This is a genomic window from Pseudomonas sp. GXZC (assembly GCF_026967615.1).
GTDB lineage: Bacteria > Pseudomonadota > Gammaproteobacteria > Pseudomonadales > Pseudomonadaceae > Aquipseudomonas > Aquipseudomonas azotoformans_A.
Map to the genome: position 1 here is coordinate 2,307,520 of NZ_CP114115.1, position 22,928 is coordinate 2,330,447.

Here is a 22,928-nt window from a genome sequence, read left to right on the forward strand (position 1 = left end):
AATGGTTTTTAATTGTGCAGCCAAGGGCCGGGTAAACGCAATAGACTCGCGTTTGAAGGCGTAGAGGCCCGTTTTTGCTGGGTTTTGTCGTGCCTGAGAAAATATTTCAAATAAATTGCATTTAAATCAAGACATTGCGAATTTTTGGTGTATGATGCCGCCCACACCGAAACGAAGGGTGATTAGCTCAGCTGGGAGAGCGTCTGCCTTACAAGCAGAATGTCGGCGGTTCGATCCCGTCATCACCCACCATTCGTTTTACGTGTTACGCGCAGCGGTAGTTCAGTCGGTTAGAATACCGGCCTGTCACGCCGGGGGTCGCGGGTTCGAGTCCCGTCCGCTGCGCCATATTCGGTCACCTGGAACACTGAACGCCAGGTCACCCCAAGAAGCCCGCTCATTGAGCGGGCTTTTTTTCGTCTGCGATTTCCTCTTCTTATGCCCTGCCAGTGTGCACTGCCTATTCGTCCTGAACTGTACGGGTGCGCCATGACGTGGGGGAATACCCCCATGCACATTGGTTGATTGCGCCCTCGGTCGCTTAAACGTTTATCTATAGCCACGCGAAGACTTCCAGGCGGGTTACCGGCAGCAGGATGCTGCGGGGTGCTCGCTCTCCAACATAAAAATAGTCTGCAAGGGGAATGGCTCTCTATGAAATATCCACTGCGTCCGTTGGTGTTCTGGCCAACGTTCCTGATCCTGCTGGCGGCAGTGATCGCCAGCTACGTTGACCTGAATGCATTCCTTGCGGTCAGCAAACAGCTCAACAACCTGATCCTGAAAAACTTCTCATGGCTGTTCAGTGCCGGCTCGTTTGCCATGGTGGTGCTGACTGCGATCGTCTACTTTTCCGCGCTGGGCAAGGTGCGTATCGGCGGCGAAGATGCCCAGCCGTTGCTGAGCAAATGGCGCTGGTTCATGGTGGCGCTGTGCACCACGCTGGCGGTGGGCGTGCTGTTCTGGACCACCGCCGAACCGCTTTATCACCTGTACGGCCCGCCCACCAGCCTGCCGATCGGGGCGGGCAGTTCGGCGGCGAAGAGTTTTGCCATGTCGACGATGTTCCTGCACTGGACCATCACGCCCTACGCCATCTACCTGGTGCCCTCCCTGGTGTTTGCGTTGGTGTTTTACAACCGTCGCAGCAACTTTTCCATCGGCGCCATGCTTGAACCGTTGCTGGGCGAAGCGCGGGTCCGGCGCTATGCCGGGCTGATCGACACCCTGGCGATGTTCGCCCTGGTGGCCGGCATGGCCTCGTCCCTGGGTACCGGCGCATTGACCCTGGCCGGTGGCCTGGCCCAGTACATCGGCGGTGAAACCACGCCGTTCCGACTGGCCATCATCATTGCAATCATCGTCATCACCTTTGTCGCCTCGGCCGCCAGCGGCCTGCAGAAAGGCATTGTGATGCTGTCTTCGTTCAACACCTGGATCATGCTGGCCCTGGGGCTGTTCGTGCTGTTGTGCGGGCCGACCCTGTACATGTTCAGCCTCGGCGTCGAGTCGCTTGGCGTGTACCTCGACACCTTCTTCAGCCGCAGCCTGTTCACCGGCGCCGCCAGTGGCGACACCTGGCCGCACAGCTGGACGGTGTTCTACTGGTCGGTGTGGTTTGCCTGGGCGCCGGTCAGCGCGTTGTTCCTCGGCAAGATCGGCCGTGGCTACACGGTGCGTGAATTCATCCATATCAACATGCTCTACCCGGCGTTGTTCACGGCGGTGTGGATCTGCATCTTCTCCGGCACCAGCCTGTACTTCGATGCGCTGGGCGACGGCAGCCTCAACCGTGTGCTGAACGAGCAGGGCGTGGAACACGTGCTGTACCAGATGTTCCAGCAACTGCCGGCGAGCGGCCTGATGATTGCGTTCCTGCTGTTCGTGGCGTTCATCTCCTTTGTCACCGCCGCCGACTCCAGCACCGATGTGATCGCTAACCTGTGCAGCAAAGGCGTGACCGCCGATTCCGACCTGGACGGCAATCCGCTGTTGAAGATCGTCTGGGGCGTGATCATCGGCTCGGTGTCGTGGGTGATGGTCTCATTCGTCGGCATTGACGGCGTGAAGATGCTCTCCAACCTCGGCGGCCTGCCGGGCATGATCCTGGTGTTGCTGGCCAGTACCTCGCTGATCTTCTGGTTGAAAAACCCCGCATTGCTGGACGTGAAACGCCTTCAGCGGACCCCCGAGACGGAACTGCGCGGCGCCAGCCCGGTGCCGGATTTCGCCCGCTGATCGATTGAACCGCTGTAGGAGTTACTGATGGACATCGTCACTGAATTTGCTTACACCGTGCGCGAAATCGAGCACTGCCTGATCCCCTTGAAGGACGGCACTCAACTGGCCGCGCGCATCTGGTTGCCGGAAGTCGCCGGTTTGCAGACCTTCCCGGCAATCCTCGAATACCTGCCGTACCGCAAACGCGATGGCACCGCCGTACGCGATGCGCTGACCCACCCGTGGATGGCGGGGCAGGGCTACGTGTGTGTACGGGTGGACATGCGAGGCAACGGTGAATCCCAGGGCTTGATGGCCGATGAATACCTGTTGCAGGAACAGGAAGATGCCCTCGAAGTGATCGACTGGCTGTGCCAGCAACCCTGGTGCGACGGCAATGTCGGCATGATGGGCATTTCCTGGGGCGGCTTCAACGGCCTGCAAGTCGCGGCGCGCCAGCCCGAAGCGTTGAAAGCGATCATTACCCTGTGCTCCACCGATGACCGCTTTGCCGACGACATCCATTACAAGGGCGGCAACCTGTTGATGGAGAACTTCGGCTGGGCCGCCACCATGCTCAACTTCAGCGCGGCGGTGCCTGACCCGCTGTTGGTCGACGACTGGAAAAGCCTCTGGCACCAACGCCTGGACGCCATGCCGTTGCTGGCAGAAACCTGGCTGCAACACCAGACCCGCGATGATTACTGGCGCCACGGCTCGGTGTGCGAGGACTATTCGAAGATCCAGGCCGCCGTGTATGCGGTGGGCGGCTGGGGCGATGCCTATCGCAACACCGTTTCGCGCCTGATGCAAAACCTGCCGGGCCCGAAGAAGGCCATGATCGGGCCGTGGATCCACAAGTACCCGCATTTTGCCGTGCCAAACCCAGCCATCGGCTTCCTGCAAGAGGCTAAACGCTGGTGGGATCACTGGCTTAAGGGTATCGATAACGGGGTAATGGATGACGCAGCCTGCACCTTCTACCTACAGGATATTCTGCCGCCGAAGGGCAGTTATGCCGAGCGGCCGGGTATCTGGGTGCAAACGGCAGGTTGGCCGGATCCGCAGGTGCAATGGACCGATTTCAGTCTCGGTGAACAGGGGCTGAGTGCAGGATCAGAGCCTTTGGCGGCGCCGCGCAGTCTCTGCTCGCCACTGACCACCGGCCTGCATCAGGGCGAATACTGCGCCATCTGGTTTGGCCCCGACGGGCCGACGGATCAACGCCGTGATGACGCCCACTCGTTGTGCTTCGACTCCCAGCCGCTGACCGAGTCGCTGGCGCTGCTCGGCGATGCACGTCTTAAGTTGCGCCTGGCCAGTGACACCGCCTGTGGCCAATTGGTCGCCCGGCTGAATGCGATAGCGCCGGACGGGCAAGTCACGCAGATCAGCTACGGTGTACTTAATCTCACCCTGCGTGAGGACTTTTCCCAGGTAACACCTGTAGTCCCTGGTGAACCGATGGATGTGCAGCTAAACCTCGACCACATCGGCATGCGCCTGCACGCCGGCTACCGTTTGCGCCTGGCCCTCAGCACCGCGAGTTTCCCGTTGCTGTGGCCGAGCCGCGAGCTGACCACCCTGACGTTGTTGCCGAGCCTGCAAAGCCTGCAGCTACCGATATTCAGCGGCGAGGCGGTGGACTGCCCGTTCGAAGCACCGCAGTCGGCGACGCCGGTGGCGATGGAAGTCCTACGTGCTGCTGCGCCGAAACGTACGTTGATCGAAGACGTGGGCAGTGGTGAAGTCTGCGTGAAAATCGAAGATGACCTGGGTTCGGTGCGTTTTACCGACCACGGCTTGTCGGTGGACCAGCGCTGCACCGAGCAATACCGCACTTTGCCTTGGGACCCGCTGTCGACGCGCGCCGATATCGAATGGCACTACCGTGTCGGCCGTGATCAGTGGGCCGTAGAGGTGGAAAGCCACTTGAGCGTGCACGCCGATGCCGAGTGGTTCTACATCGAAGCGGAGCAGACCGCCTGGGAAAACGGCCAGTTGGAACACCGTCGGCAATGGAGTAAACGCGTGGCCAGGGTCGCGCTCTGAGCAGGCAACTGGCAGGATGCACGCCAACGTGATCTCTGCGGGCCTGGGGTAACCTGGGCCCGTCATTGCCAATGGACTTGCTCATGTCGCGCCGAAACGTCGATCTTCCTCCCCTCAACTGCTTGCAGACCTTCGAAGCGGCGGCCCGCCATTTGAGCTTTACCCAGGCGGCCCATGAACTGAACTTGACCCAAAGTGCAGTCAGCCGCCAGGTCAAGCGCCTCGAAGAAGACCTGGCCCGCCCACTGTTTTATCGGTTGGCCCAGGGCCTGAGTCTGACCCCCGCCGGGGTACGCTATTTCCGTACCGTCCAACGCCTGTTGCGCGAGCTTGACCGCGAGTCCGCCGAGTTGCGCAGGCGCGGTGCCGATCGCCAGTTGACGCTGGCCAGCACGCCCACCATCAGCTCTATCTGGCTGGCCGGTCTGTTGCCGCAGTTCCAGCGCGACCACCCGGACCTGGATATCCGTATCCTGTGCAGCGAAAGTCCCAGCCACCTGGATGTCAGCGAATACGACCTGGGTTTGTTCTATCACTTGGATGAACTGGCGGCGCCCCACGGCCTTGAGCTGTCGCCGGTGTTTGACAGCGAACAGGTCATCACCGTGTGCAGCCCCGATTACCTTGAGCGTCACGGCCCGATTCGCGACCTGCATCACTTGTTGCACGCTCACACTTTGCTGATTGTGGAGGACCACCATCACGACTGGCTCACCTGGGCCGACTGGTTCGCCGATGCGGGCGCCGATTACTACTCGCCGCGTCACGCCTTGCGCACCAACAGCTATCAACTGTTGATGCAGTCGGCGGTGATGGGGCACGGTGTCGCCCTCGGCTGGAAGCGCTTGCTGGACAGCGATCTCGATTCCGGGCGCCTGCAAATGGCCTTGCCCCACAGCATGCACAGTCGCGGCCGCCTGCACCTGATGCAGCCGCACCACCGCAACCCGCCGGCGGCGGTGCGCAGTTTTCGTCAATGGTTGCAGGCTCGGACGGCAGAGGCAGAACAGGCTGGCTGAGGGTCAGTGCTGGCCGGTTTTTTTCTTTTTGGTCTGGCGTGTCGCCAGGTGTTCGAAGCAAAAAGACGCGGTGCCGAACACGGCGATCAGGGTCAGTACGATCATGCCGAGGGTTGAGCTTTCCACGGTGATTTCCTACGGGTGATGGGGTAGGTACTCACGGTAGAGGCGGGGTGAAAACGGCTCAATAGACCCGACGCAATCCTTACGCCGTCGGGTCCATTGTTACGCATTCTTTACGGAGCGTTGCGGCTGTGGCGGTAATCGCTGACCGCTTCGTACACCGCCTTGCGCAAGCGGTTGATGCCGCCGATTGGGCGGTGTTCCGCTACACCAAACCAGGGGTTGAACGACTGGTTGTCGCACGCCAGGTTCTGCTCGGGTGTGTCGAAATCCTGCGCCGGTATACGCACCTTGGCCACGGTTTCATAGGGCGCATCGCTCTCCTTCCATTCGATGCTGGTGTCTTCGATCGGCATGAATTTCTGCGGGTTCTGCCGCTGGATCTGCAGCACGAAACACGCAGGCACGCGGTCAGTGGACAACTGCTGGCTCAAGGCGCTGCGCAGGAAGTTCGGCAGGTCCTGGTTCTGCTTGGGCAGTTGATATTCCGGGCAGCTCTGCGGGTCGGGCGCGACGCGGAACTTGGCGTTGGCCGCGCCGAACTTGTAGGGCGACACCGAAAAGTACGTGGCCTGCGTCGGGCTGGCCGGGGCGGGCGCCAGGGTCGCCAGGGCGATAAACAGGTGGCGCACCTGCCAGGTCCGTGGGTCGGCTTTGGGGAAGAACGCCAGGACCTTCTTGCCATCCGCTTGCGCGCCGATGTTCTGCGCGTACTCCGCCACATCGCTGACAAAGAAGTTCGGGTGGCTGAACATCACGAAGTCCTGTTCCGTGCGCGCCTGTTGGTCGGCCAGCAGTTGCTTGCCCGGCACGTCCAGCAGCTTGAGGGCCATGCCCCGCGCATCACGGATGCTGTCGAACTGCGGGTAGGCGTTGCCGTTGGACAGCCGCATCATCGCCTGCCAGGTCTTGCCCGGTTCGGCGAACACGCCTTGGCGCAATGCTGGATCAAGATCAGGTACCACGCTGACCTCGGCCTTCACGCACCCATGGGCCTTGGCATGGGCATCGCGCAGGTAGCGGGTGCCTTCGCGGTGCTGGTCGACGATGCGCACCGCCGTCTGGATGATGCCTTGGGTCATCGCCGCCTCACCGGACGGAATCTGCTCATTCGGCGACACAGGGCCGCTGTGTTGCCAGGCGTACCAGGCACTGGCGCCCAGCCAGCCGAGCAGGCCGAGGCCCACCAGCCACAGCAGGGTCTTGCCCAGAAACGCGCCGATGCGCAGCCACAGGCGGGCGAGCAGGGAAGGTCGGTCGTAGGGGGATCGAATCATCATGGCAGTTGTTGCTCCAGCGGGCCGCCCAGCACTTTGAGGTATTCCAGCAGCGCCCAGCGTTCCTGCGGCAGCAGGCCACGGCCGATTACGCCGTTGCCACGACTGCCGGCACGGAATTCGTGACCGCTGTTGTGGTTGCCGGTGATTTTGGTATCGAACAAAAAGGCATTCTTGAACGCACCGGTCTCGAAGCCGAGGTGGCGCGGGTCGTAGTTGAACGTGCCTTTATAGAAGGTGGTGCTGCGCTCGTCCTGGGGCGAGAGCAACTGGTAGATCGTCGGCACCGAACCGTTATGCAGGAACGGCGGCGTCGCCCACACGCCCGCCAATGGCCGTGCCTTGTAGGCGCGCAGCTCACGCACGCCGATGGGCAGGCCGTAGCCGTCCAGGCGCGGGCGTTCGGCCGGGGTCACGCCAGCGGCGCGGTAGGCATGTTCTTCGACGAACGCGGTGACGTAGGCAAGGCCCTTGGCCACGGACAGCTTTTTCAGGTCCAGCGGCTCGGTCGGCGTGGGGTGCAGTTCGACGTTGAGCTTGGCCAATTCCGCCAGGTCCCATTGCAACGCGCTGAGGTCGTAGCGCTGGTCGGCGATGTTGCTGGCAGTGCCGGGGTCGGTGCCGATGTAGTCCACGGGCAGCATTTTCAGCTGTTGCACCGGGCGTCCGCCTTCCTGGCTGACGCTGGGTACATGGCAGCCGGCGCAGTTTTCGGCGAAGAGTGCGCGGCCTTGGGCGGCGAGCGGCTTGTCGATGCTGCCGAACAGATCCTCGGGCCAGGTCGGTGGCTTGAGGCGTTGCAGGGTTTCTTCGATCAGGTTGAGGTCGCGTACCCGCACGCTGGACGGGTAGCGCGCGTCGCCTTGGAGTGGCTGGCCGGCGTCGTCGAAAAACGCCAGGGTCGCGCCGACCCCTAGGGCCTCGCCGATATTGCGCGCCATGGGCTGCTGGGCCGAACCGTTCCACTGCACCCAGTCGAAGGTCCAGATGTCCCACAACTGCGGGTAGTCCACCGGCGCATTGGCGACGCGATAGTTGTCCGAGGAAATGGCATCGCCAAAGCTGGCGTTGGCGATACGGCCAAACGCGTCCGTACGGCCAGGACCTTCTTCAGTGGGGTAGAGGCCACGGTGAGTATCGTTCCAGGCCACTTTGAGGAACTGGTTCAGTGATTGCTTGAAGTCCTTACGCAGTTGCTTGTGCTCGGCGTCATAGCGATCCCCCAGCACCTGGCGGGCAAAACGTTCGAACTTCCACGGGTTGTAATAGGTGGCCGCCAGGCTGGCGACCAGGGCCTGACCGAAACTGCCGCCGCGCAAGGTTGGCACGCTGGAGGGCAGCACGTGCTGGGCGGAACCGCCGTCGATACGCAGGGCCTGGTTTTTGTAATGCAATTCGCCGGTGTGGCAGGCGGCGCAGGTGATATCCAGGTATTGGGCGTTGCTGCCGGCGTTTTTATGCCGGGCGAAACCCACCGGCAGGTTGCCGGGGTTTTGCGCAGTGGGCACTTGCTTGGGGTCCACCAGGAAGCCGAAACGTGCCAGATACTCGGGCGTTGCGAAACGCTGTTCGGAAAACGGCAACTCCAGAGCGGTGAACCAATCGTAGTGCAGGCCTTTTACCTGGGTGCCCTGGGGCGTGAAGTAATAGGTCTGGCGGTCGGCGGCACTCCATTGGTCCTGGTAGTGCACCTGCTCCACGGGCACGTAGTCCGGCAGCTTGGGGTTGACGGTGTAATAGAGCACCACGGCCAGGGCGATGCCCAGCAGGGTGAATATCAGGAGTAAAACACGGGAAAAAATGCGCAAGATGGCTATCCTTGTCTCGGTCTTGTCGAGTTGTCGCGATGTTATGCCACTACGCCACAGGTGCGGCAAGTGGCCATGAGCCCGGTAGTGGGCGGTCCCGCGATCCTTCGCGGGCCTCCATCATGAATGAAAATGCTTTTAAACACGTGAACTTATCAGAAGTTTCCTGCTCACATGCCGGTAGCCATTGGTCGTGGCCGCCTGATAAGCTCGCGACTTTATTCGAATGCCCTATTGGCGCATGAACAAGGAAATAGCATGAAACAGCATCGGTTGGCGGCGGCGGTGGCCCTGGTTAGCCTGGTACTTGCGGGTTGTGATTCGCAGACCAGCGTAGAGCTGAAAACCCCGGCGCAAAAAGCTTCCTACGGCATCGGCCTGAACATGGGCAAGAGCCTTGCCCAAGAAGGCATGGATGACCTGGATTCCAAAGCAGTAGCCCAAGGCATCGAAGATGCCGTCGGCAAAAAAGAGCAGAAGCTCAAAGACGACGAGCTGGTTGAAGCGTTTGCCGCACTGCAGAAGCGTGCTGAAGAACGCATGACCAAGATGAGCGAAGAGTCGGCAGCCGCCGGCAAGAAATTCCTCGAAGACAACGCCAAGAAAGACGGCGTCGTCACCACCGCTTCCGGTCTGCAGTACAAGATCACCAAGAAAGCCGACGGCGCCCAGCCTAAGCCGACTGACGTGGTGACTGTGCACTACACCGGCAAACTCACCAACGGCACCACCTTTGACAGCTCCGTGGATCGCGGTAGCCCGATTGACCTGCCGGTCAGCGGCGTGATCCCAGGTTGGGTCGAAGGCCTGCAACTGATGCACGTGGGCGAGAAGGTCGAGCTGTACATTCCTTCGGACCTGGCCTACGGCGCACAAAGCCCAAGCCCAGCGATCCCAGCCAACTCCGTGCTGGTATTCGACCTGGAGCTGCTGGCCATCAAGGACCCAGCCAAGGCTGACGCTCCTGCTGCACCGGCTGCCAAGAAGTAACAGGCGCCTGAACACACAACGCCCCGTCTCGACGGGGCGTTGTTGTTTCTGGGGGTTGCAGAGCCCGCACCCGCACACATCCGATCGAACGCCTGCAACCTGCAACAGTCTGATATAAGACTCGAGTACGGGTAGCCGCACATCAACGCCAAGTCAATGAAATCTTGGGTTTTTTTTCAGTGCGCAAAAAACGCCCGATCTGACTGCAAGCCTTGAACTACGTGGCTTTCAGCGCAGAAAATAGGCTCTGTTCACAAGGTTATCCACAATTTGTGTGGATAACCTTTTATGTCGCCTGGAACTGGAGTGACCGATGAAACCACCCTTCAATTTCACCCGTTTCCTGCCCATGGCCGCACGCCTCCTGGGCCGTGGGCGCTTGCCGACGCTGCTGTTCGCGGTCGCCGCCAAGGGCTCCAGCCAGGGTAATCGCCTGGGCAAGCTCAAGGATGACTTCAAATTGCTCCAGGCCCTGTGCCTGGCTTACTGGCGCGGCGAGTACCGGGCCATCAGCCCCAAGGCGCTGATCTCGGTGGTAGCGGGCTTGATGTACTTCCTGAGCCCGATCGATGCGATCCCGGACTTCATCCCTATGTTCGGCATGCTCGACGACATTGCCGTGCTGGCATGGGTCATGAAGACCCTGGACGGCGAACTGAGCGCTTTTCGCGCCTGGCGCGACGCCCAGCGTCCGGAAAAGCTTGCCGTGGTTGAGCGTCTGCCTGCGACGCCCGCGCTGCTGGCCAAGGAAAACCCGCAAAAAAACGCATGACGTGACTATCCCCCTGCGACCTTTAGGGCTGTTAGGATTACACTCCTAAGGAAAGAGCTTACTAAGTAAGTGCAGTTATCCTACGGGGCAGTCATGGATATTCAGATAATTTCACGCAATGGCGAACCCGAGTACGCGGTGTTGCCATGGGATCAGTACCAGGCGCTGCTAAAAGCTGCCGGTCAGCAACAACCGACGCTTCCTCCTCTTTCATCGCCTGCCCAAGCCGCCCCTGTACAGGACCTGCGCCCGCTCGCAGACCTGCGCGGCTTGCGTGAGGGCAAAGGCCTGGCGATCGAAACCCTGGCCCGCACCGTGGGGATCAGCCCCTCATATCTTGGATTGATTGAAAGTGGTGAACGCCAGCCGGATGCCGCAATCCGCCGCAGCCTGGCCTGGGAATTGGGCGTTGCAGGTTGGAGGGATGAATCTTGAGCCTACGTATCAGCCGTCAACACTGGGATGGGTTACTCAACGAACTGGACCAGGCGCGCCGCCAGCGCCATTTGCTGACCTACCGCGCGCTGCTGGAGCGCTTGCAATTCCCCACGCCGGCCATGCAGACCCTGGCTGCCGCTCTGGAGCACCTGGCGGCGTTGGACGCCAAGGCCGAGCAGCCGCTGCGTAGCTCGCTGGTGATAAGCCAGGGCGCCAGTCGCCTGCCGCGTACCGGTTTCTTTGAATGTGTCGAGCGCCTGGGCCGTTTCAGCGGGCCGTCCGATGGCGTGGCCGCTGCCTCTTGGCACGCATCGGAAGTGGTGCGGGTGTTCGAATACGAGTACCCGGAGTCTGCCGAGGCCTAAAGCGCCTGGGGCAGCGCGTCCATGCTGTCGATCACATGGATGCTATAGCCGGCCATATCCTTGGCATGGTGCTTGGCCTGCGAGGCCAGCTCCGCCAACTGGCTGGCATCGAGTTGTCCGCAGGCCTGTGGATACAAATGCACCACGCCGATAGACAGTGACAGCAGCGCAAACTCCTGGCGCACGCCCTGGCGGTTGAGCGCCACGAAGCAGCCCGCTTCAAGGTGTTCGGCGCGGTAGAAACGTCGGCATTGGGTGTGGAAGTCATCCAGCAGCTGATTAAGGCGTTTGCGCCAATCCTGCGGGCCCAGTACCAGCAAAAAGTCATCACCGCCGATATGCCCGACAAAGTCGCGGCTGGGGTCGACACGGTCGTTCAGGCACTGCGCCAGGCACAACAACACCTCATCCCCACGCCCATAGCCGTAGATATCGTTGAATGGCTTGAAGCTGTCGATATCCACGTAGCAGATCACCGATTCGCGCTGTTGCTGCAGCAATCGCGTCAGGCACTGCTGGATCGGCACGTTGCCCGGCAGCAGGGTCAGCGGGTTGGCGTAGCGCGCTTGTTGGATCTTCAGCTCGGTGATCAGCTTGAGCACATCGATCACCCGACCCAGGCCCAGGTAATCGCCATTGAGCGTGATGATGAAGTCTTCTTCGATGCGTTGCCGCGCGCGACTGGTAAGCAAACGGCTGACTTGCTGCAGGGACTGACTCAGCTCCACCGCCAGAAAGTCGGTGCTCATCAAGCGGCTGATGGGCTTGCGCGCAAACAGGTCGGTGGCGAAGGGTTTCAGCAGTGCATCCGAGAGTGAATGCCGGTGGACGATACCGATTGGGTGCCCGCGCCCATCCAGCACCGCCAGGGAATTGAGGTTGGCCTGGCGCCGGAACGCTTCCAGCACCTGGGCGGTGGCGGTGTCCTGATCCACCGCCGGCTGTTCGCTGAGCAAGGCGCTGAGGTCGCTGCCTTCGTCGTTCAGTGCCACGTTGGCGCTGTCGGGCTTGGGCAGCATCAGGCGCGCTTCCTGCGGCGGTTGCTCCTGGGGACGGCAGAGCAGGTAGCCTTGGACCAGGTCCACGCCCATCTCCGTCAGTACCGCCAACTCTTCAGGCAACTCGATCCCTTCGGCAATCACTTGGGCCCGAGACGCCTTGGCAATTTGCAGGATGGAGCCGACAAATTCCCGCTTGAGCGCATCCTGATGGATGCCGTCGATGAAGTGGCGGTCGATCTTCACATAGTCCGGGCGCAGCTCCGACCATAGGCGCAGGCTGGAATAACCGGCGCCCAGGTCGTCCAGGGCAATCGAGAACCCCATGTTGCGGTAGTGGTGCAGGGCGGTTTGCAGTAAATCGATATCGTTGGTGGGGGTTTGCTCGGTGAGCTCGATTACCACTTGGCTCGGTGGAATACCGAAGTCACGCAGCAATTGCAGGGTGCGCCCTGGTTGATGTGCAGTTTCCATCAACGATTGTGGCGAGACATTGAGGAACAGCTTGCCCGGTAGCTTCTGTTCACTGAAGCGTCGGCACGCGCTTTCGCGGCAGGCGATCTCCAACTCACTGAGTCGCCCGGCCTGGCTGGCCACCGAGAACAGGGCGATGGGGGAGTGCAGCGGGCTGTTGGAAGGCCCACGACTGAGGGCTTCATAGCCGAGAATGCGCCGTTCAGACAGGCTGATGATCGGTTGGAACAGGCTGTGCAAACTGCCTTGAGCCAGGATAACGCCCAATGCATTCAGCTGTTCGGTCATGGTCATGGCGATCTCGATCGAAAAAAAAGGACCGCAGGCTGGAAACCTGCGGTCCTTCATTTCACGACAGAATGATGTCTATATGATGACACTCCGCGGAGCGATCACATTAAATCGCCATCATTTACTGCTTGGCCACCTGTTTGCTGACCTTCAGGTAGTCCAGCAGGATCCGGCCCGTCTCGGCCAGGTAGGCGTCGTCTTCCGGCTTGGTCTTGTCGGCTTCGGCCGGCAGCGCGTCTTCGTCTTCTTTCTTCAGCTCCTTGAGTGGATCTTCACCCTTGGCCTTGCGGCGGATGTTTTCCAGGACAAGCTGCTTGTTTTCGATGTCGGAGTGCTGCGCGCGGCGATCCACTTCATTGAGGCTGACGGTTTTTTCTTCCATCAGCTTCTTCGCCAGGGCCAGCTTGTCGCGGATAAACACGAACTCGGCATCCTTGGCGGAGCGGGTATCGTGGTCAGCCTTCAACTGCGCCAGAAATGGCTTGAACGGATCCGAAGCGGGCTTGATGGCTGGGCGGATGGTGTCCCACGGCATGGCTTCCGGCAGGGCGCTTTCGCCGATTTCCTTGGTGTCGATGATCGACGGGAAATCGATGTCCGGCAGTACGCCCTGGTGCTGGGTGCTCTGCCCGGAAACCCGGTAGAACTTGGCCAGCGTCAGTTTCAGCTCGCCATGGTTAAGCGGCTGGATGGTCTGCACGGTGCCTTTGCCGAAGGTCTGGCCGCCGATGATCAGGGCGCGGTGATAGTCCTGCATGGCGCCGGCGAAAATCTCCGAAGCCGAAGCCGAGAGGCGGTTGACCAGCAACGCCATCGGGCCTTTGTAGAAGGCACCTGGGTTCTCGTCTTCCAGCACATCCACACGGCCGTCAGCGTTGCGCACCAACACGGTCGGACCCTTGTCGATAAACAGGCTGGTCAGCTCAGTGGCTTCCTGCAGGGAACCGCCGCCGTTGTTGCGCAGGTCGATGACCACGCCGTCGACTTTTTCCTTCTGCAGTTCTGTCAGGATTTTCTTGACGTCACGGGTGGTGGACTTGTAGTCCGGATCGCCCGCGCGGAAGGCCTTGAAGTCCAGGTAGAAGGCCGGGATTTCGATGACGCCCAGCTTGTAGTCCTTGCCATCCTGCTTGAGGTTGAGGACTTTCTTCTGCACGGCCTGGTCTTCGAGCTTCACCGCTTCACGGGTGATGGACACGATTTTGCTGGTCTGGTCGTTCGGCGCATTGGTGTGCGGAATCACTTCCAGGCGCACCACGCTGCCTTTCGGCCCACGGATCAGCTTGACCACTTCGTCCAGGCGCCAGCCGACCACGTCGACCATCTCTTTGTCACCCTGGGCAACACCGATGATCTTGTCGGCCGGAGCCACTTGCTTGGTTTTATCTGCCGGGCCTGCTGGCACCAGACGCACGATCTTGACCTGGTCGTTGTCGCTTTGCAGGACGGCACCGATGCCTTCCAGCGACAGACTCATGTTGATATCGAAGTTTTCCGCGTTATCTGGCGACAGATAATTGGTGTGCGGATCGTAGGACATCGCGAAGGTATTGATGTAGGCCTGGAAGATATCTTCGGCGCGGGTCTGGTCCAGACGCGCGAGCTGATTCTTGTAGCGCTTGGTCAGCAGCTCCTGGATGGCCTTAGGCTCTTTGCCGGCGATCTTCAGGCGCAGCACCTCGTCCTTGACGCGTTTGCGCCACAGGTCGTCGAGGGCGGCGGTGCTAGTCAGCCAAGGCGCGTCCTTGCGGTCCACCAGAAGGGTTTCCTTCTGGGTGAAGTCGAGCTTGTCGACGCCTTTGTCCAGCTCACCCAAGGCGAAGTCCAGACGCGCTTTGACGCGGTCCAGGTAGCGCTTGTAGATGGTGAAGCCGGGTTGCAGGTCGCCGCTCTTGAGGAAGTCGTCGAACTGGGTTTTCCACTTGTCGAACTCGGCGATGTCGCTGGCCAGGAAGTAGCTGCGCGACGGATCCAGCAGCTTGAGGTAGCTGTCATAGATGATCACCGAGCGCGCGTCGTCCAGCGGCGGCTTGCTGTAGTGATGGCGCTTGAGCAACTCGACGACGTTAAGGCTGGCAATCACCTCATCGCGATCCGGCTGAAGGTTGTCCCAGCTGTTGGCTGCGAACGTATTGGTCGACATCGACGCAAAGCCGAGACCAATGAAAAGAGCGAGGGCGGTGCTGGGGAACAAATGCTTCATGCTGATTCGACGCGGGGGCAATTGATAACGCATATTAGGCCGTCTTTGAGGGAGCCGGTTCCATATGGTCCGGTCGCATAATGCAAAAAGCCCGGCGATACAGCTACGGGCTCAGTCCAGACTCACTATGGAGGCAGTGTGAAAGCATTGCAAGGCGTTGACGGTCATGTGGCGTGGTTGGAAGAACCCGTTCCTACGTGCGATGTAGGGCAAGTTCGCATTCGTGTGGCGGCAGCGGGCCTCAATCGCGCCGATTTATTACAGCGCGCGGGGCTTTATCCACCGCCGCCAGGCGCCAGCCAGGTGCTGGGCCTGGAGTGTTCCGGGGTGATCAGCGAAGTGGGGGCGGGCTCATCCTGGCAAGTCGGTGACCGTGTCTGCGCGCTGTTGGCCGGGGGTGGCATGGCCGAGGAAGTGGTGGTGGATGCGCGTCACGTTCTGCCGGTGCCGGAAGGATTGTCGCTGATCGAAGCGGCGGCGTTGCCTGAGGTGTACAGCACCGCGTGGCTCAACCTGTTCCAACTGGCCGGCCTCAAACCCGGTGAGAAAGTGCTGCTGCATGCTGGCGCCAGTGGCGTGGGCTCGGCAGCGATCCAGTTGTGCAAGGCGTTCGGCAGCCCGTGCTGGGTCAGCGTCGGCTCGGCGGAGCGCCTGGCCTATTGCGAGGCGCTAGGCGCCCAGGGCGGCGTGGTACGCACCGATGGCCTCGAAGGGCTGCGGGATTTCGGGCCGTTTGATGTGATCCTCGACCCGGTGGGTGGCGACTATGCGGCGCTGGATCTCAAGCTGCTCGCCCTGGATGGCCGTTGGGTGTTGATCGGTTTGATGGGCGGTCGCGAGGCCAAGTTGGACCTGGCGCAGGTGCTGGGCAAGCGTATTCAGCTATTGGGCTCGACTTTGCGCAGCCGCAGTGATCAGTTCAAGGCCGACCTGTTCAGCGACTTGAGCCAGCATGTTTGGCCGTTGTTTGTTGAAGGGCGCCTTAGCCCGCAACTGGCCAAGACCTTTGCGATAGAGGATGCCGAGGCGGCGTTTGCCGAGTTGGCGAGTAACCAGATTTCCGGGAAGTTGGTGTTGGTGATTGATGAGAAGCTGAGCTGATCTCAGCTTGAAATACAATCAATGTGGGAGCAACTGTCTTTGAGGATTTATTTTAAAAATAATCCTTTCGGACATGGCTTCGCCAGTAATACCGCGTAGCGGTATTACTGGCGAAGCCCGCGCTTCAGTAAAGTGCCCCTCATTTGTTATCAGGCTGCGGGGACCTGAGATTTCTGCTCTCTCCAACCCGTGCCATCTCGCAGCATTGCGTTTAGACGAATCAAGAGCTTTCGCATGCATGCCACAACAGCGACCTTCGCAAGCTTGCCTCGCGCTCGCAGAGCCTCATATTCGGCTTTGACTTGCGGATCGTGCTGAACCATTGACCAGGTCGACATATAGGTTGCGCCACGCACCGTATAGCGCCCGCCCTCGATTGATCTAGGGCCGCTCTTCTTGCCGCTATCGTTGTTGTAGGGCGCTAACCCTGCCAAAGCCGCAATCTTGCGTCCCGACACGGTTCCAAGCTCAGGAAGAAATGCCAAGAGCGTTCCGCAGGTGATGGCTCCGATCCCTTTCACCGACCTCAGTCGTCTGGCTTTCTCCTGATCCAGCACGGTCGAGGCATCCTCAATCTCCTTACCCAATGACTTGATCTGGCCCTCCAGGTAAGCGATGTGATCGGTGTAAGTGGATATGGCTTTAGCGCATGTGGTTTGCTTCATCCGGCGCTTGTCGCTGTCCCGGCTCTTGACCAAGCTGCCTCGCAGCTTGAGCAATTCGCCCAGCTCATCCCGATCCTTATTCGGTTCAACATGCGGCAAGTCCTCGAAATCTCTCGCAAATTTCGCCAGCATCTGAGCATCGATCTTATCGGTTTTAGCTATCTTGCCCATTGCTCTCGCATAGTCGCGAGCGCGTTTTGGATTGACGCGAAAGACATTCAAACCCTCCAACCGCAAGGCTCTGAGCAATGCCCTTTCATAGCCGCCGGTGGCTTCAAGCAAGACCCTTCCCACCTCAAGCTCGTTCAGGCATGTGATCAGCCGAGTGAAGCCCTCAAGGTCATTACTGACCTGAAACTGCGTGTAATTCGCAGGAAGAAACCCCACATCCACAGTCGCTTTCGAAACATCGAGACCAACATAGTAGGAAATCATCGCCAAACCCTCTTACACTCAAGAAGTGAGAGCACTCTGACCTATCCCTAGCTTGTGATTTCGAGTTTTGCCGCTCATCCAACTGTTCGGGCTTCTGGTCAGAGTGAGAGGTGGATGGCGACTTGGCTCCCACTCGTGCTTTAAGCACCGCTGGCTTTCAGTCTGCCATCCACTGCTCTCACCCTTCTGAGTTTAAGAGATCTTGAAGACACAAGCTGGCTTACCTGCGATGGCGGTGTATCAGTGAAGAATATTTCATCTGAAACACCGCCATCGCAGGCAAGCCAGCTCCCACAGGTGATTGGGTTTCCAGTTCAAAAAAAGGCGTGTCAGATCCAGTGATGGATCGGCCAGCCAGCCTTTTCGGCATGCTCGCGCAACACGGGATCCGGATTCACCACCTGCGGATGATCCACCTTCAGCAACAACGGCAAGTCATTACGCGAATCCGAATAGAAATACGCGCCCTCCAGCGACTCGCCTTCCTGCTCCAGCCATTCCACCAGCCGCGTGATCTTGCCTTCGCGATAGGTCAGTACCCCCACGGTACGCCCGCTGTACACACCATGGCTGACTTCAAGGTTGATCCCCAGCACTTCATCAATCCCGATCCGCGCCGCAATCGGCGTGACCAAGTGCGTGCCCGACGCCGAGATCACCAGGATCCGGTCGCCATTGGCCCGATGACGGGCGATGGTCTTGGTGGCTTCGCTGTAGATCAGCGGCTCGATCACGTCCTCGACCCAGGGCTCCACCAGATGCTCGATTTCCTCCGGCGTGCGGCCGATCATCGGCTCCAGGCTGAAGTCCATGAAGTCTTCCATTTTCAGCTTGCCCTGGCTGTAGGCGTCCATCAGTTCGTGGTTCTTGCGCATGAACGACTCAGGGTCGACCCAGCCCAGGCGACCCATCTGCTCGCTCCACAGGGTGGCGCAGTCACCGTGGATGAGGGTGTCGTCCAGATCAAAAATTACCAATGCCATCGGTCACGCTCTCTCAATCAATCGTTGCATCAGGCTACTTCACACAGGGCGCTGGGGTCGATGGAAAGTGCCAGGCGTTGCCCCTCGGGGTACAGATCGTCAGCCGAACGGTTGAGCACATCCACCACCAACTCCACGCCGCGCGCTTCGATGCGGTAGCGAATCACGTTGCCCAACAGGCTGTGGCTGCGCACCAGGGCGTCCAGGTCGCCATCGCGGCTCAGTTCGATGGCCTCCGGGCGAATGGCAATGCGGCTATTGATCGGGCGTTGCAGCAATTGGCTGGCCTTGTCGGCGTCCAACAGATTGTAGTTGCCGATAAAGCCAGCGGCGAACACGTCGACCGGCGCGGTGTAGAGGGTCTCGGCATCGCCGCTCTGCACGATCTTGCCCTGGTTCATCAGGAAGATCCGGTCGGACATCGTCAGGGCTTCTTCCTGGTCATGGGTCACGAAGATCGTGGTCAGCCCCAGTTCGCGCTGGATCTGGCGGATCTGCTCGCGCAGGTGCTTGCGAATCCGTGCATCCAGCGCCGACAGCGGCTCATCCAGCAACAACAAACGTGGACGGGTGACCAGGGAGCGGGCGAGGGCCACGCGCTGGCACTGGCCGCCGGACATCTGGTGCGGGTAACGACCGGCGAGGTCCTTGAGCTCTACCAGTTGCAGCACTTCCTGCACGCGCTTGTGGCTGTCGTCAGCATTGACCTTTTGCATGCGCAGGCCGAACGCGACGTTCTGCTCCACGGTCATGTTGGGGAACAGTGCATAGCTCTGGAACACCATGCCGATGTGACGTTTCTGCGGGCTCAATGGGACGATGTCCTGCCCATCCAGCAGGATTTTCCCACTGTCCACCGAGGTCAGGCCGGCAATGCACCGCAGCAGTGTGGATTTGCCGCAACCGGACGGGCCGAGCAGGGTGACGAACTCGCCCTTGGCGATCTCGCAGTTGATGTCACTAAACACCGGGGTGCCGGCGTAGCCTTTTTGCAGGTGTTGGACGCTGACGAAGCTCATTGGCTTTTGTCCTTGTTCAAGATGTTGGCGGCCCAGGTCAGCACCAGCACAAAGAAGAAATAGGAGATCACGACGGCACTGGTGAAATGGCCGCTGCTGTTGCGCATGTTGTTCAGGTACACCTGCAGGGTCTCGTAGCGGGTGCCCACCAGGATGTTGGCGAATACGAACTCACCGAACAGGAACGAGAACGACAGCAGCAACGCCACCATCAAGCCTTTGCGCAGGTTCGGCAGCACCACCAGGATCGCCGCCTGCCAGGTGCTGGCGCCGAGCAGTTGCGAGGCGTCCATCAGGTCGCGCAGGTTGATGGCTTGCAGGTTGTTGGTGATTGCCCGGTACATGAACGGCAGCGCGACGGTGAAGTAGCAACCGATCAAAATCCACGGCGTGCCGACCATCGCCATCGGCCCGGAGCCATACAACTGCAGCAAACCCACCGACGACACCACCGGTGGCACCGCGAAGGGCAGCAGGATCAGGATGTTCATCAATGCATCGAGCTTGGGGAAGTGGTAATGCACCACGAACAGCAGCGGCAAAATCAGCACCACCGACAGGATCAGCGCGCCGACACACACCAGCAACGACTGCCCGAAGGCCATCAAAAAGCGCGGGTCGCTCCACAGCTGCACGTACCACTTCACCGTGAAGCCGGCAGGCAGGATGGTCGCTGACCAACTGCTGGCAATGGAGTAGACGAAGGTGCCCACCAACGGCAGCACCAGGATTGCAAACAACAGCCACACCACCACCCGATGGTAGAGGGAGGCCGGGCCGGCTTCAGCGCGAGACATGGTAGCTCCTCTTGAGCAGCAGTTGATGGACCACGGTGACCACGGTCATCAGCGCCACCAGCACCACGGCCAGGGCGCTGGCCATGTTCGGGTCGAGGGACACATCACCGGAAACCAGCCCGGCGATACGGATCGGCAGCACGTTGAAGTTACCGGTGGTCAAGGCGTACACCGTGGCATAGGCGCCCAGGGCGTTGGCCAGCAGGATCACGAACGTACCAAGCAGGGCCGGGGTGAGCACGGGCAGGCCGATATGCCGCCAGAACTGCCAGCCATTCGCGCCGAGCAGTGCAGCCGACTCACGCCAGTCTTCGCGCAACGCATCGAAGGCCGGGTACAGCAGCAACACGCCCAGGGGAATCTGGAAGTAGGTATAGAGGATGATCAAGCCGGTCTTCGAATACAGGTTGAAGTCCTGAATGATCCCCGCCTGCTTGAGCATGATCGTGATGCTGCCGTTGAAACCCAGCAGAATGATGAACGCGAAGGCCAAGGGCACGCCGGCAAAGTTGCTGGTCATGTTGGCGAAAGCGGTGACGAAGTTACGCAGCGGCGAATCCACCCGACGTAACGAGTAGCTGCCCAGCGTGGCGATGATGATGCCGAAAATGCTTGAGTAGAAGCTGATTTCCAAACTGAACTGGATGGCTTGCAGGTAGAACTTCGAGCTGAAGATACGTACGAAGTTTTCCACACCCCAACCGGCTTCTTCGGTCTGCAGGCTGTTGATCAGCACCCAGACCAGCGGGGCGATTTCGAACACGATAAAGAACAGTGCGAAGGGCACCAGGCACAACAGTGCCAGCCATTTGCCACGGATCATTTCAACAGCTCCCGGCAGACAGGTTTGTCGTGGGGCACGCCGAGCAACTCGCAGACGGTGCCGCACAGGTCGGTCTGTTTCGGCATGGCGTTGGGGTTCAGGCTGAAGGCATTGCCGAGGACAAACAGCGGCACTTCGCGCTCTTCCGGCAAGAGGCCGTTGTGGGAACGGTCGTTGTTCATGCCGTGGTCGGCGGTCACCAGCACTTGGTATCCGGCGTCGAGCCAGGCTTGCAGGTAATCGGCCAGGATAATGTCGGCCGAGCGTGCGCTGTTGCGGTATTGCGGGGTGTCGAGGCCGTGCTTGTGGCCGGCGTCGTCGATGTTCATCGGGTGCACCACCAGGAAGTTCGGCGCGTGTTTGAGGCGCAGGCTCTCGGCGTCGGCAAACAGGTGGGAATCCGGGTAGTGGTCATTCCAGTAAAAATGCCCGTGCTGGATAGCCAGTGACTTGTCGTCGGTATGACGGTCGCGAGCGGCGAGGAAGGGCGTGCGGTTGTACAACTCGCTGACCCAATGGTAAGCCGCCGCTGCCGTGGTCAAGCCGGCGTCGGTGGCGTAATGGAAAATGCTGCGCTGGTTGGACAGGCGCGAGACGTTGTTGTGCACGATGCCGCTCTGGATCGGAGGCACGCCGGTGAGGATGCATTCATACAGCGGGCGGGATAGGGCGGGCAGTTCACATTCCAGTTTGTAGAGGGCTGCGCGTCCTGCGCCGACATAGGCCTGCAAGTGCCCCATGGCGTGCCTCGCAACCTCGAAGTTCAGGCCGTCGAGCACGACAAGGATGACAGTGTGCTTCATGGGGGCTGGGGCTCCGCAACAGATGGGCTTGGATCAGGTGGTATCAGATCGGTAGGAGCCGGCAAGCCGGCTCCTACAGAGGTTTGCTTTGATTACTTCATCTCTACGATGACCTGCTCGTTCCACAGCTGAGGTAGCTTTTTGGAAGTCGCTTCCCAAGCATCCGCATCCTTGATCGGCTGCGGGTTGGCCTTGGTGTACTGCTCGCCCGGGATCAGGTTCTTGGCGATATCGGCTGGCAGTTTCAGGTCGGTTTCAGCGCGGATCGGACGCGCATTGCCTTTCGCCAGGTTGAGTTGGCCGGCGTCGCTGAAGATGTATTCGCGGGTCAGCTTGGCAGCGTTCGGGTGCTTGGCGTATTTGTTGATGATGGTGGTGTAGCCGGATTTCACCGAGCCGTCCGATGGGATCAGCACCACGTAGTCATCCGGGTTGGCCATCTTGGCCTTGTAGCTCAGGCCGTTGAAGTCCCAGACCACGCCCACTTCGACTTCGCCTTTTTCCATGGTGGCGATGGTCGGGTTGGACAGCGACAGACGGCCTTGCTGGGCGATCTTGGTGAAAAATTGCAGGCCGGGGGCGATGTTCTTTTCGTCGCCTTTATTGGCGATGGCGGCTGCCAGTACACCGTTGGCCGCTTGCGCTGCGGTGCTCACGTCACCGATGGAGACCTTGTACTTGCCGTTTTGCAGCTCAGCCCAGCTGGTCGGCACCTCGGATCCGTGCAGCAGCTTTTTGTTAACGATAAAGGCAATGGTGCCGGTATAGGCGAGGGCCCAGTGACCGTCTTTGTCTTTCGCCCAATCCGGCACCTGGGCCCAGGTGGACGGTTTGTACGGCTGTGTCACTTCCTGCTTCACCGCAATCGGACCGAACGCTGCGCCCACGTCACCGATGTCGGCGCTGGCGTTGTCTTTCTCAGCCTTGAACTTGGCGATTTCCTGGGCCGAGCTCATGTCGGTGTCGATGTGCTTGAGGCCGTAGGTCTTGGCCAGGTCTTCCCAGGTGCCTTTCCAGTTGGCCCAGTCATCGGGCATGCCGACGCTGTTGACGGCGCCTTCTGCCTTTGCGGCAGCTTCCAGGGTTTTTAGATCGGTATCAGCGGCCATGGCGGCGGTGCACATGGCAATGGTCGAGCCTAACAGTGATGCCAGGAAAAGCTGTTTCATCCGAAGCTCCTTTGGGCGTTTTCAACGCTGCGTTTTTATCGACGTTTGCGGTGGTGTTGGTCTAGGTCAGCAATACCTGAGCCAATCTAGGCTCGATGGATGA

20 protein-coding genes and 2 tRNA genes are annotated in these 22,928 nt (G+C 60.1%); 10 read left to right on the plus strand and 12 right to left on the minus strand.

Annotated elements, in window-relative coordinates:
• Positions 1-176 precede the first annotated feature (176 nt).
• The 5 genes from OZ428_RS11070 to OZ428_RS11090 all read left to right on the plus strand — a co-directional run bounded on the left by OZ428_RS11070 (position 177) and on the right by OZ428_RS11090 (position 5,291).
• Positions 177-252: transfer RNA gene (locus OZ428_RS11070), tRNA-Val, on the plus strand.
• A 19-nt stretch (positions 253-271) separates the two neighbouring features.
• Positions 272-348: transfer RNA gene (locus tag OZ428_RS11075), tRNA-Asp, on the plus strand.
• 306 nt (positions 349-654) lie between these two features.
• Positions 655-2,238, plus strand: a complete 1,584-nt coding sequence (locus OZ428_RS11080; protein WP_269133376.1) for a BCCT family transporter — start codon at positions 655-657, stop codon at positions 2,236-2,238.
• A 27-nt stretch (positions 2,239-2,265) separates the two neighbouring features.
• Positions 2,266-4,272, plus strand: coding sequence for a CocE/NonD family hydrolase (locus OZ428_RS11085; RefSeq protein ID WP_269133377.1), 2,007 nt, complete (start codon positions 2,266-2,268; stop codon positions 4,270-4,272).
• Between the two features lie 83 nt (positions 4,273-4,355).
• Entirely contained in the window at positions 4,356-5,291 is a 936-nt protein-coding gene (locus tag OZ428_RS11090; protein ID WP_038844831.1) for a LysR substrate-binding domain-containing protein, read from the plus strand.
• 3 nt (positions 5,292-5,294) lie between these two features.
• Here OZ428_RS11090 and OZ428_RS11095 read toward each other — a convergent pair whose 3' ends face one another.
• The 3 genes from OZ428_RS11095 to OZ428_RS11105 all read right to left on the minus strand — a co-directional run bounded on the left by OZ428_RS11095 (position 5,295) and on the right by OZ428_RS11105 (position 8,499).
• Positions 5,295-5,417: a hypothetical protein gene (locus OZ428_RS11095; protein WP_256348291.1), complete on the minus strand. Its 123-nt coding sequence runs from the start codon at positions 5,415-5,417 to the stop codon at positions 5,295-5,297.
• 110 nt (positions 5,418-5,527) lie between these two features.
• A complete protein-coding gene (locus OZ428_RS11100) occupies positions 5,528-6,694 on the minus strand; it encodes a catalase family protein (RefSeq protein WP_269133378.1) in 1,167 nt (388 codons plus the stop codon).
• Complete coding sequence (locus OZ428_RS11105; RefSeq protein WP_269133379.1) at positions 6,691-8,499, minus strand: di-heme-cytochrome C peroxidase; 1,809 nt, start codon at positions 8,497-8,499, stop codon at positions 6,691-6,693. The genes OZ428_RS11100 and OZ428_RS11105 overlap by 4 nt, the downstream gene beginning before the upstream one ends.
• Before the next feature lie 258 nt (positions 8,500-8,757).
• On the opposite strand from OZ428_RS11105, the gene OZ428_RS11110 reads away from it, so the two are divergent.
• The 4 genes from OZ428_RS11110 to OZ428_RS11125 all read left to right on the plus strand — a co-directional run bounded on the left by OZ428_RS11110 (position 8,758) and on the right by OZ428_RS11125 (position 11,064).
• A complete protein-coding gene (locus OZ428_RS11110) occupies positions 8,758-9,489 on the plus strand; it encodes an FKBP-type peptidyl-prolyl cis-trans isomerase (protein ID WP_033897692.1) in 732 nt (243 codons plus the stop codon).
• 313 nt (positions 9,490-9,802) lie between these two features.
• Positions 9,803-10,261 (plus strand): YkvA family protein, encoded by a 459-nt coding sequence (locus OZ428_RS11115; RefSeq protein ID WP_033897693.1) that lies wholly within the window; start codon positions 9,803-9,805, stop codon positions 10,259-10,261.
• 93 nt (positions 10,262-10,354) lie between these two features.
• Positions 10,355-10,696: a helix-turn-helix domain-containing protein gene (locus OZ428_RS11120; protein WP_061449434.1), complete on the plus strand. Its 342-nt coding sequence runs from the start codon at positions 10,355-10,357 to the stop codon at positions 10,694-10,696.
• Positions 10,693-11,064, plus strand: a complete 372-nt coding sequence (locus OZ428_RS11125; protein WP_005786715.1) for a hypothetical protein — start codon at positions 10,693-10,695, stop codon at positions 11,062-11,064. The genes OZ428_RS11120 and OZ428_RS11125 overlap by 4 nt, the downstream gene beginning before the upstream one ends.
• Here OZ428_RS11125 and OZ428_RS11130 read toward each other — a convergent pair.
• Together OZ428_RS11130 and OZ428_RS11135 are read right to left on the minus strand one after the other, a co-directional pair.
• Positions 11,061-12,830 carry a bifunctional diguanylate cyclase/phosphodiesterase gene (locus OZ428_RS11130; RefSeq protein ID WP_028615784.1) on the minus strand — a complete coding sequence of 590 codons (1,770 nt, stop codon included), beginning with the start codon at positions 12,828-12,830 and terminating at the stop codon, positions 11,061-11,063. The two genes, OZ428_RS11125 and OZ428_RS11130, sit on opposite strands and share 4 nt — an antisense overlap.
• 118 nt (positions 12,831-12,948) lie before the next feature.
• Positions 12,949-15,030 (minus strand): carboxy terminal-processing peptidase, encoded by a 2,082-nt coding sequence (locus OZ428_RS11135; RefSeq protein ID WP_191982998.1) that lies wholly within the window; start codon positions 15,028-15,030, stop codon positions 12,949-12,951.
• 138 nt (positions 15,031-15,168) lie between these two features.
• Between OZ428_RS11135 and OZ428_RS11140 the strand changes: the two genes are divergently transcribed.
• A complete protein-coding gene (locus tag OZ428_RS11140) occupies positions 15,169-16,131 on the plus strand; it encodes a zinc-binding dehydrogenase (protein WP_269133380.1) in 963 nt (320 codons plus the stop codon).
• Positions 16,132-16,280: 149 nt separating this feature from the next.
• Here OZ428_RS11140 and OZ428_RS11145 read toward each other — a convergent pair whose 3' ends face one another.
• From OZ428_RS11145 to OZ428_RS11175, 7 genes are all read right to left on the minus strand, one after another.
• Positions 16,281-17,231 (minus strand): transposase, encoded by a 951-nt coding sequence (locus OZ428_RS11145; RefSeq protein ID WP_269131116.1) that lies wholly within the window; start codon positions 17,229-17,231, stop codon positions 16,281-16,283.
• Between the two features lie 329 nt (positions 17,232-17,560).
• A complete protein-coding gene (locus tag OZ428_RS11150; RefSeq protein ID WP_269133381.1) occupies positions 17,561-18,214 on the minus strand; it encodes an HAD family hydrolase in 654 nt (217 codons plus the stop codon).
• 29 nt (positions 18,215-18,243) lie between these two features.
• Positions 18,244-19,233, minus strand: coding sequence for an ABC transporter ATP-binding protein (locus tag OZ428_RS11155; RefSeq protein WP_033897698.1), 990 nt, complete (start codon positions 19,231-19,233; stop codon positions 18,244-18,246).
• Positions 19,230-20,030, minus strand: coding sequence for an ABC transporter permease (locus OZ428_RS11160; RefSeq protein ID WP_010211611.1), 801 nt, complete (start codon positions 20,028-20,030; stop codon positions 19,230-19,232). Before OZ428_RS11160 ends, OZ428_RS11155 begins: the two co-directional genes overlap by 4 nt.
• Positions 20,017-20,853 (minus strand): ABC transporter permease, encoded by an 837-nt coding sequence (locus OZ428_RS11165; RefSeq protein ID WP_016980250.1) that lies wholly within the window; start codon positions 20,851-20,853, stop codon positions 20,017-20,019. Before OZ428_RS11165 ends, OZ428_RS11160 begins: the two co-directional genes overlap by 14 nt.
• Positions 20,850-21,656 carry an alkaline phosphatase family protein gene (locus tag OZ428_RS11170; protein WP_269133382.1) on the minus strand — a complete coding sequence of 269 codons (807 nt, stop codon included), beginning with the start codon at positions 21,654-21,656 and terminating at the stop codon, positions 20,850-20,852. Before OZ428_RS11170 ends, OZ428_RS11165 begins: the two co-directional genes overlap by 4 nt.
• A gap of 92 nt (positions 21,657-21,748) precedes the next feature.
• Entirely contained in the window at positions 21,749-22,825 is a 1,077-nt protein-coding gene (locus OZ428_RS11175) for an ABC transporter substrate-binding protein (RefSeq protein WP_269133383.1), read from the minus strand.
• Positions 22,826-22,928 lie beyond the last annotated feature (103 nt).

Excerpts from the sequence above, each read along its gene's own strand:
- OZ428_RS11165 (WP_016980250.1), bottom strand. The coding sequence starts at position 20,853 with ATGATCCGTGGCAAATGGCTGGCACTGTTGTGCCTGGTGCCCTTCGCA.
- OZ428_RS11170 (WP_269133382.1), bottom strand. The coding sequence starts at position 21,656 with ATGAAGCACACTGTCATCCTTGTCGTGCTCGACGGCCTGAACTTCGAG.
- OZ428_RS11100 (WP_269133378.1), bottom strand. The coding sequence starts at position 6,694 with ATGATGATTCGATCCCCCTACGACCGACCTTCCCTGCTCGCCCGCCTG.
- OZ428_RS11110 (WP_033897692.1), top strand. The coding sequence starts at position 8,758 with ATGAAACAGCATCGGTTGGCGGCGGCGGTGGCCCTGGTTAGCCTGGTA.
- OZ428_RS11130 (WP_028615784.1), bottom strand. The coding sequence starts at position 12,830 with ATGACCATGACCGAACAGCTGAATGCATTGGGCGTTATCCTGGCTCAA.
- OZ428_RS11090 (WP_038844831.1), top strand. The coding sequence starts at position 4,356 with ATGTCGCGCCGAAACGTCGATCTTCCTCCCCTCAACTGCTTGCAGACC.
- OZ428_RS11155 (WP_033897698.1), bottom strand. The coding sequence starts at position 19,233 with ATGAGCTTCGTCAGCGTCCAACACCTGCAAAAAGGCTACGCCGGCACC.
- OZ428_RS11135 (WP_191982998.1), bottom strand. The coding sequence starts at position 15,030 with ATGAAGCATTTGTTCCCCAGCACCGCCCTCGCTCTTTTCATTGGTCTC.
- OZ428_RS11175 (WP_269133383.1), bottom strand. The coding sequence starts at position 22,825 with ATGAAACAGCTTTTCCTGGCATCACTGTTAGGCTCGACCATTGCCATG.
- OZ428_RS11120 (WP_061449434.1), top strand. The coding sequence starts at position 10,355 with ATGGATATTCAGATAATTTCACGCAATGGCGAACCCGAGTACGCGGTG.
- OZ428_RS11115 (WP_033897693.1), top strand. The coding sequence starts at position 9,803 with ATGAAACCACCCTTCAATTTCACCCGTTTCCTGCCCATGGCCGCACGC.
- OZ428_RS11150 (WP_269133381.1), bottom strand. The coding sequence starts at position 18,214 with ATGGCATTGGTAATTTTTGATCTGGACGACACCCTCATCCACGGTGAC.
- OZ428_RS11145 (WP_269131116.1), bottom strand. The coding sequence starts at position 17,231 with ATGATTTCCTACTATGTTGGTCTCGATGTTTCGAAAGCGACTGTGGAT.
- OZ428_RS11160 (WP_010211611.1), bottom strand. The coding sequence starts at position 20,030 with ATGTCTCGCGCTGAAGCCGGCCCGGCCTCCCTCTACCATCGGGTGGTG.
- OZ428_RS11080 (WP_269133376.1), top strand. The coding sequence starts at position 655 with ATGAAATATCCACTGCGTCCGTTGGTGTTCTGGCCAACGTTCCTGATC.
- OZ428_RS11085 (WP_269133377.1), top strand. The coding sequence starts at position 2,266 with ATGGACATCGTCACTGAATTTGCTTACACCGTGCGCGAAATCGAGCAC.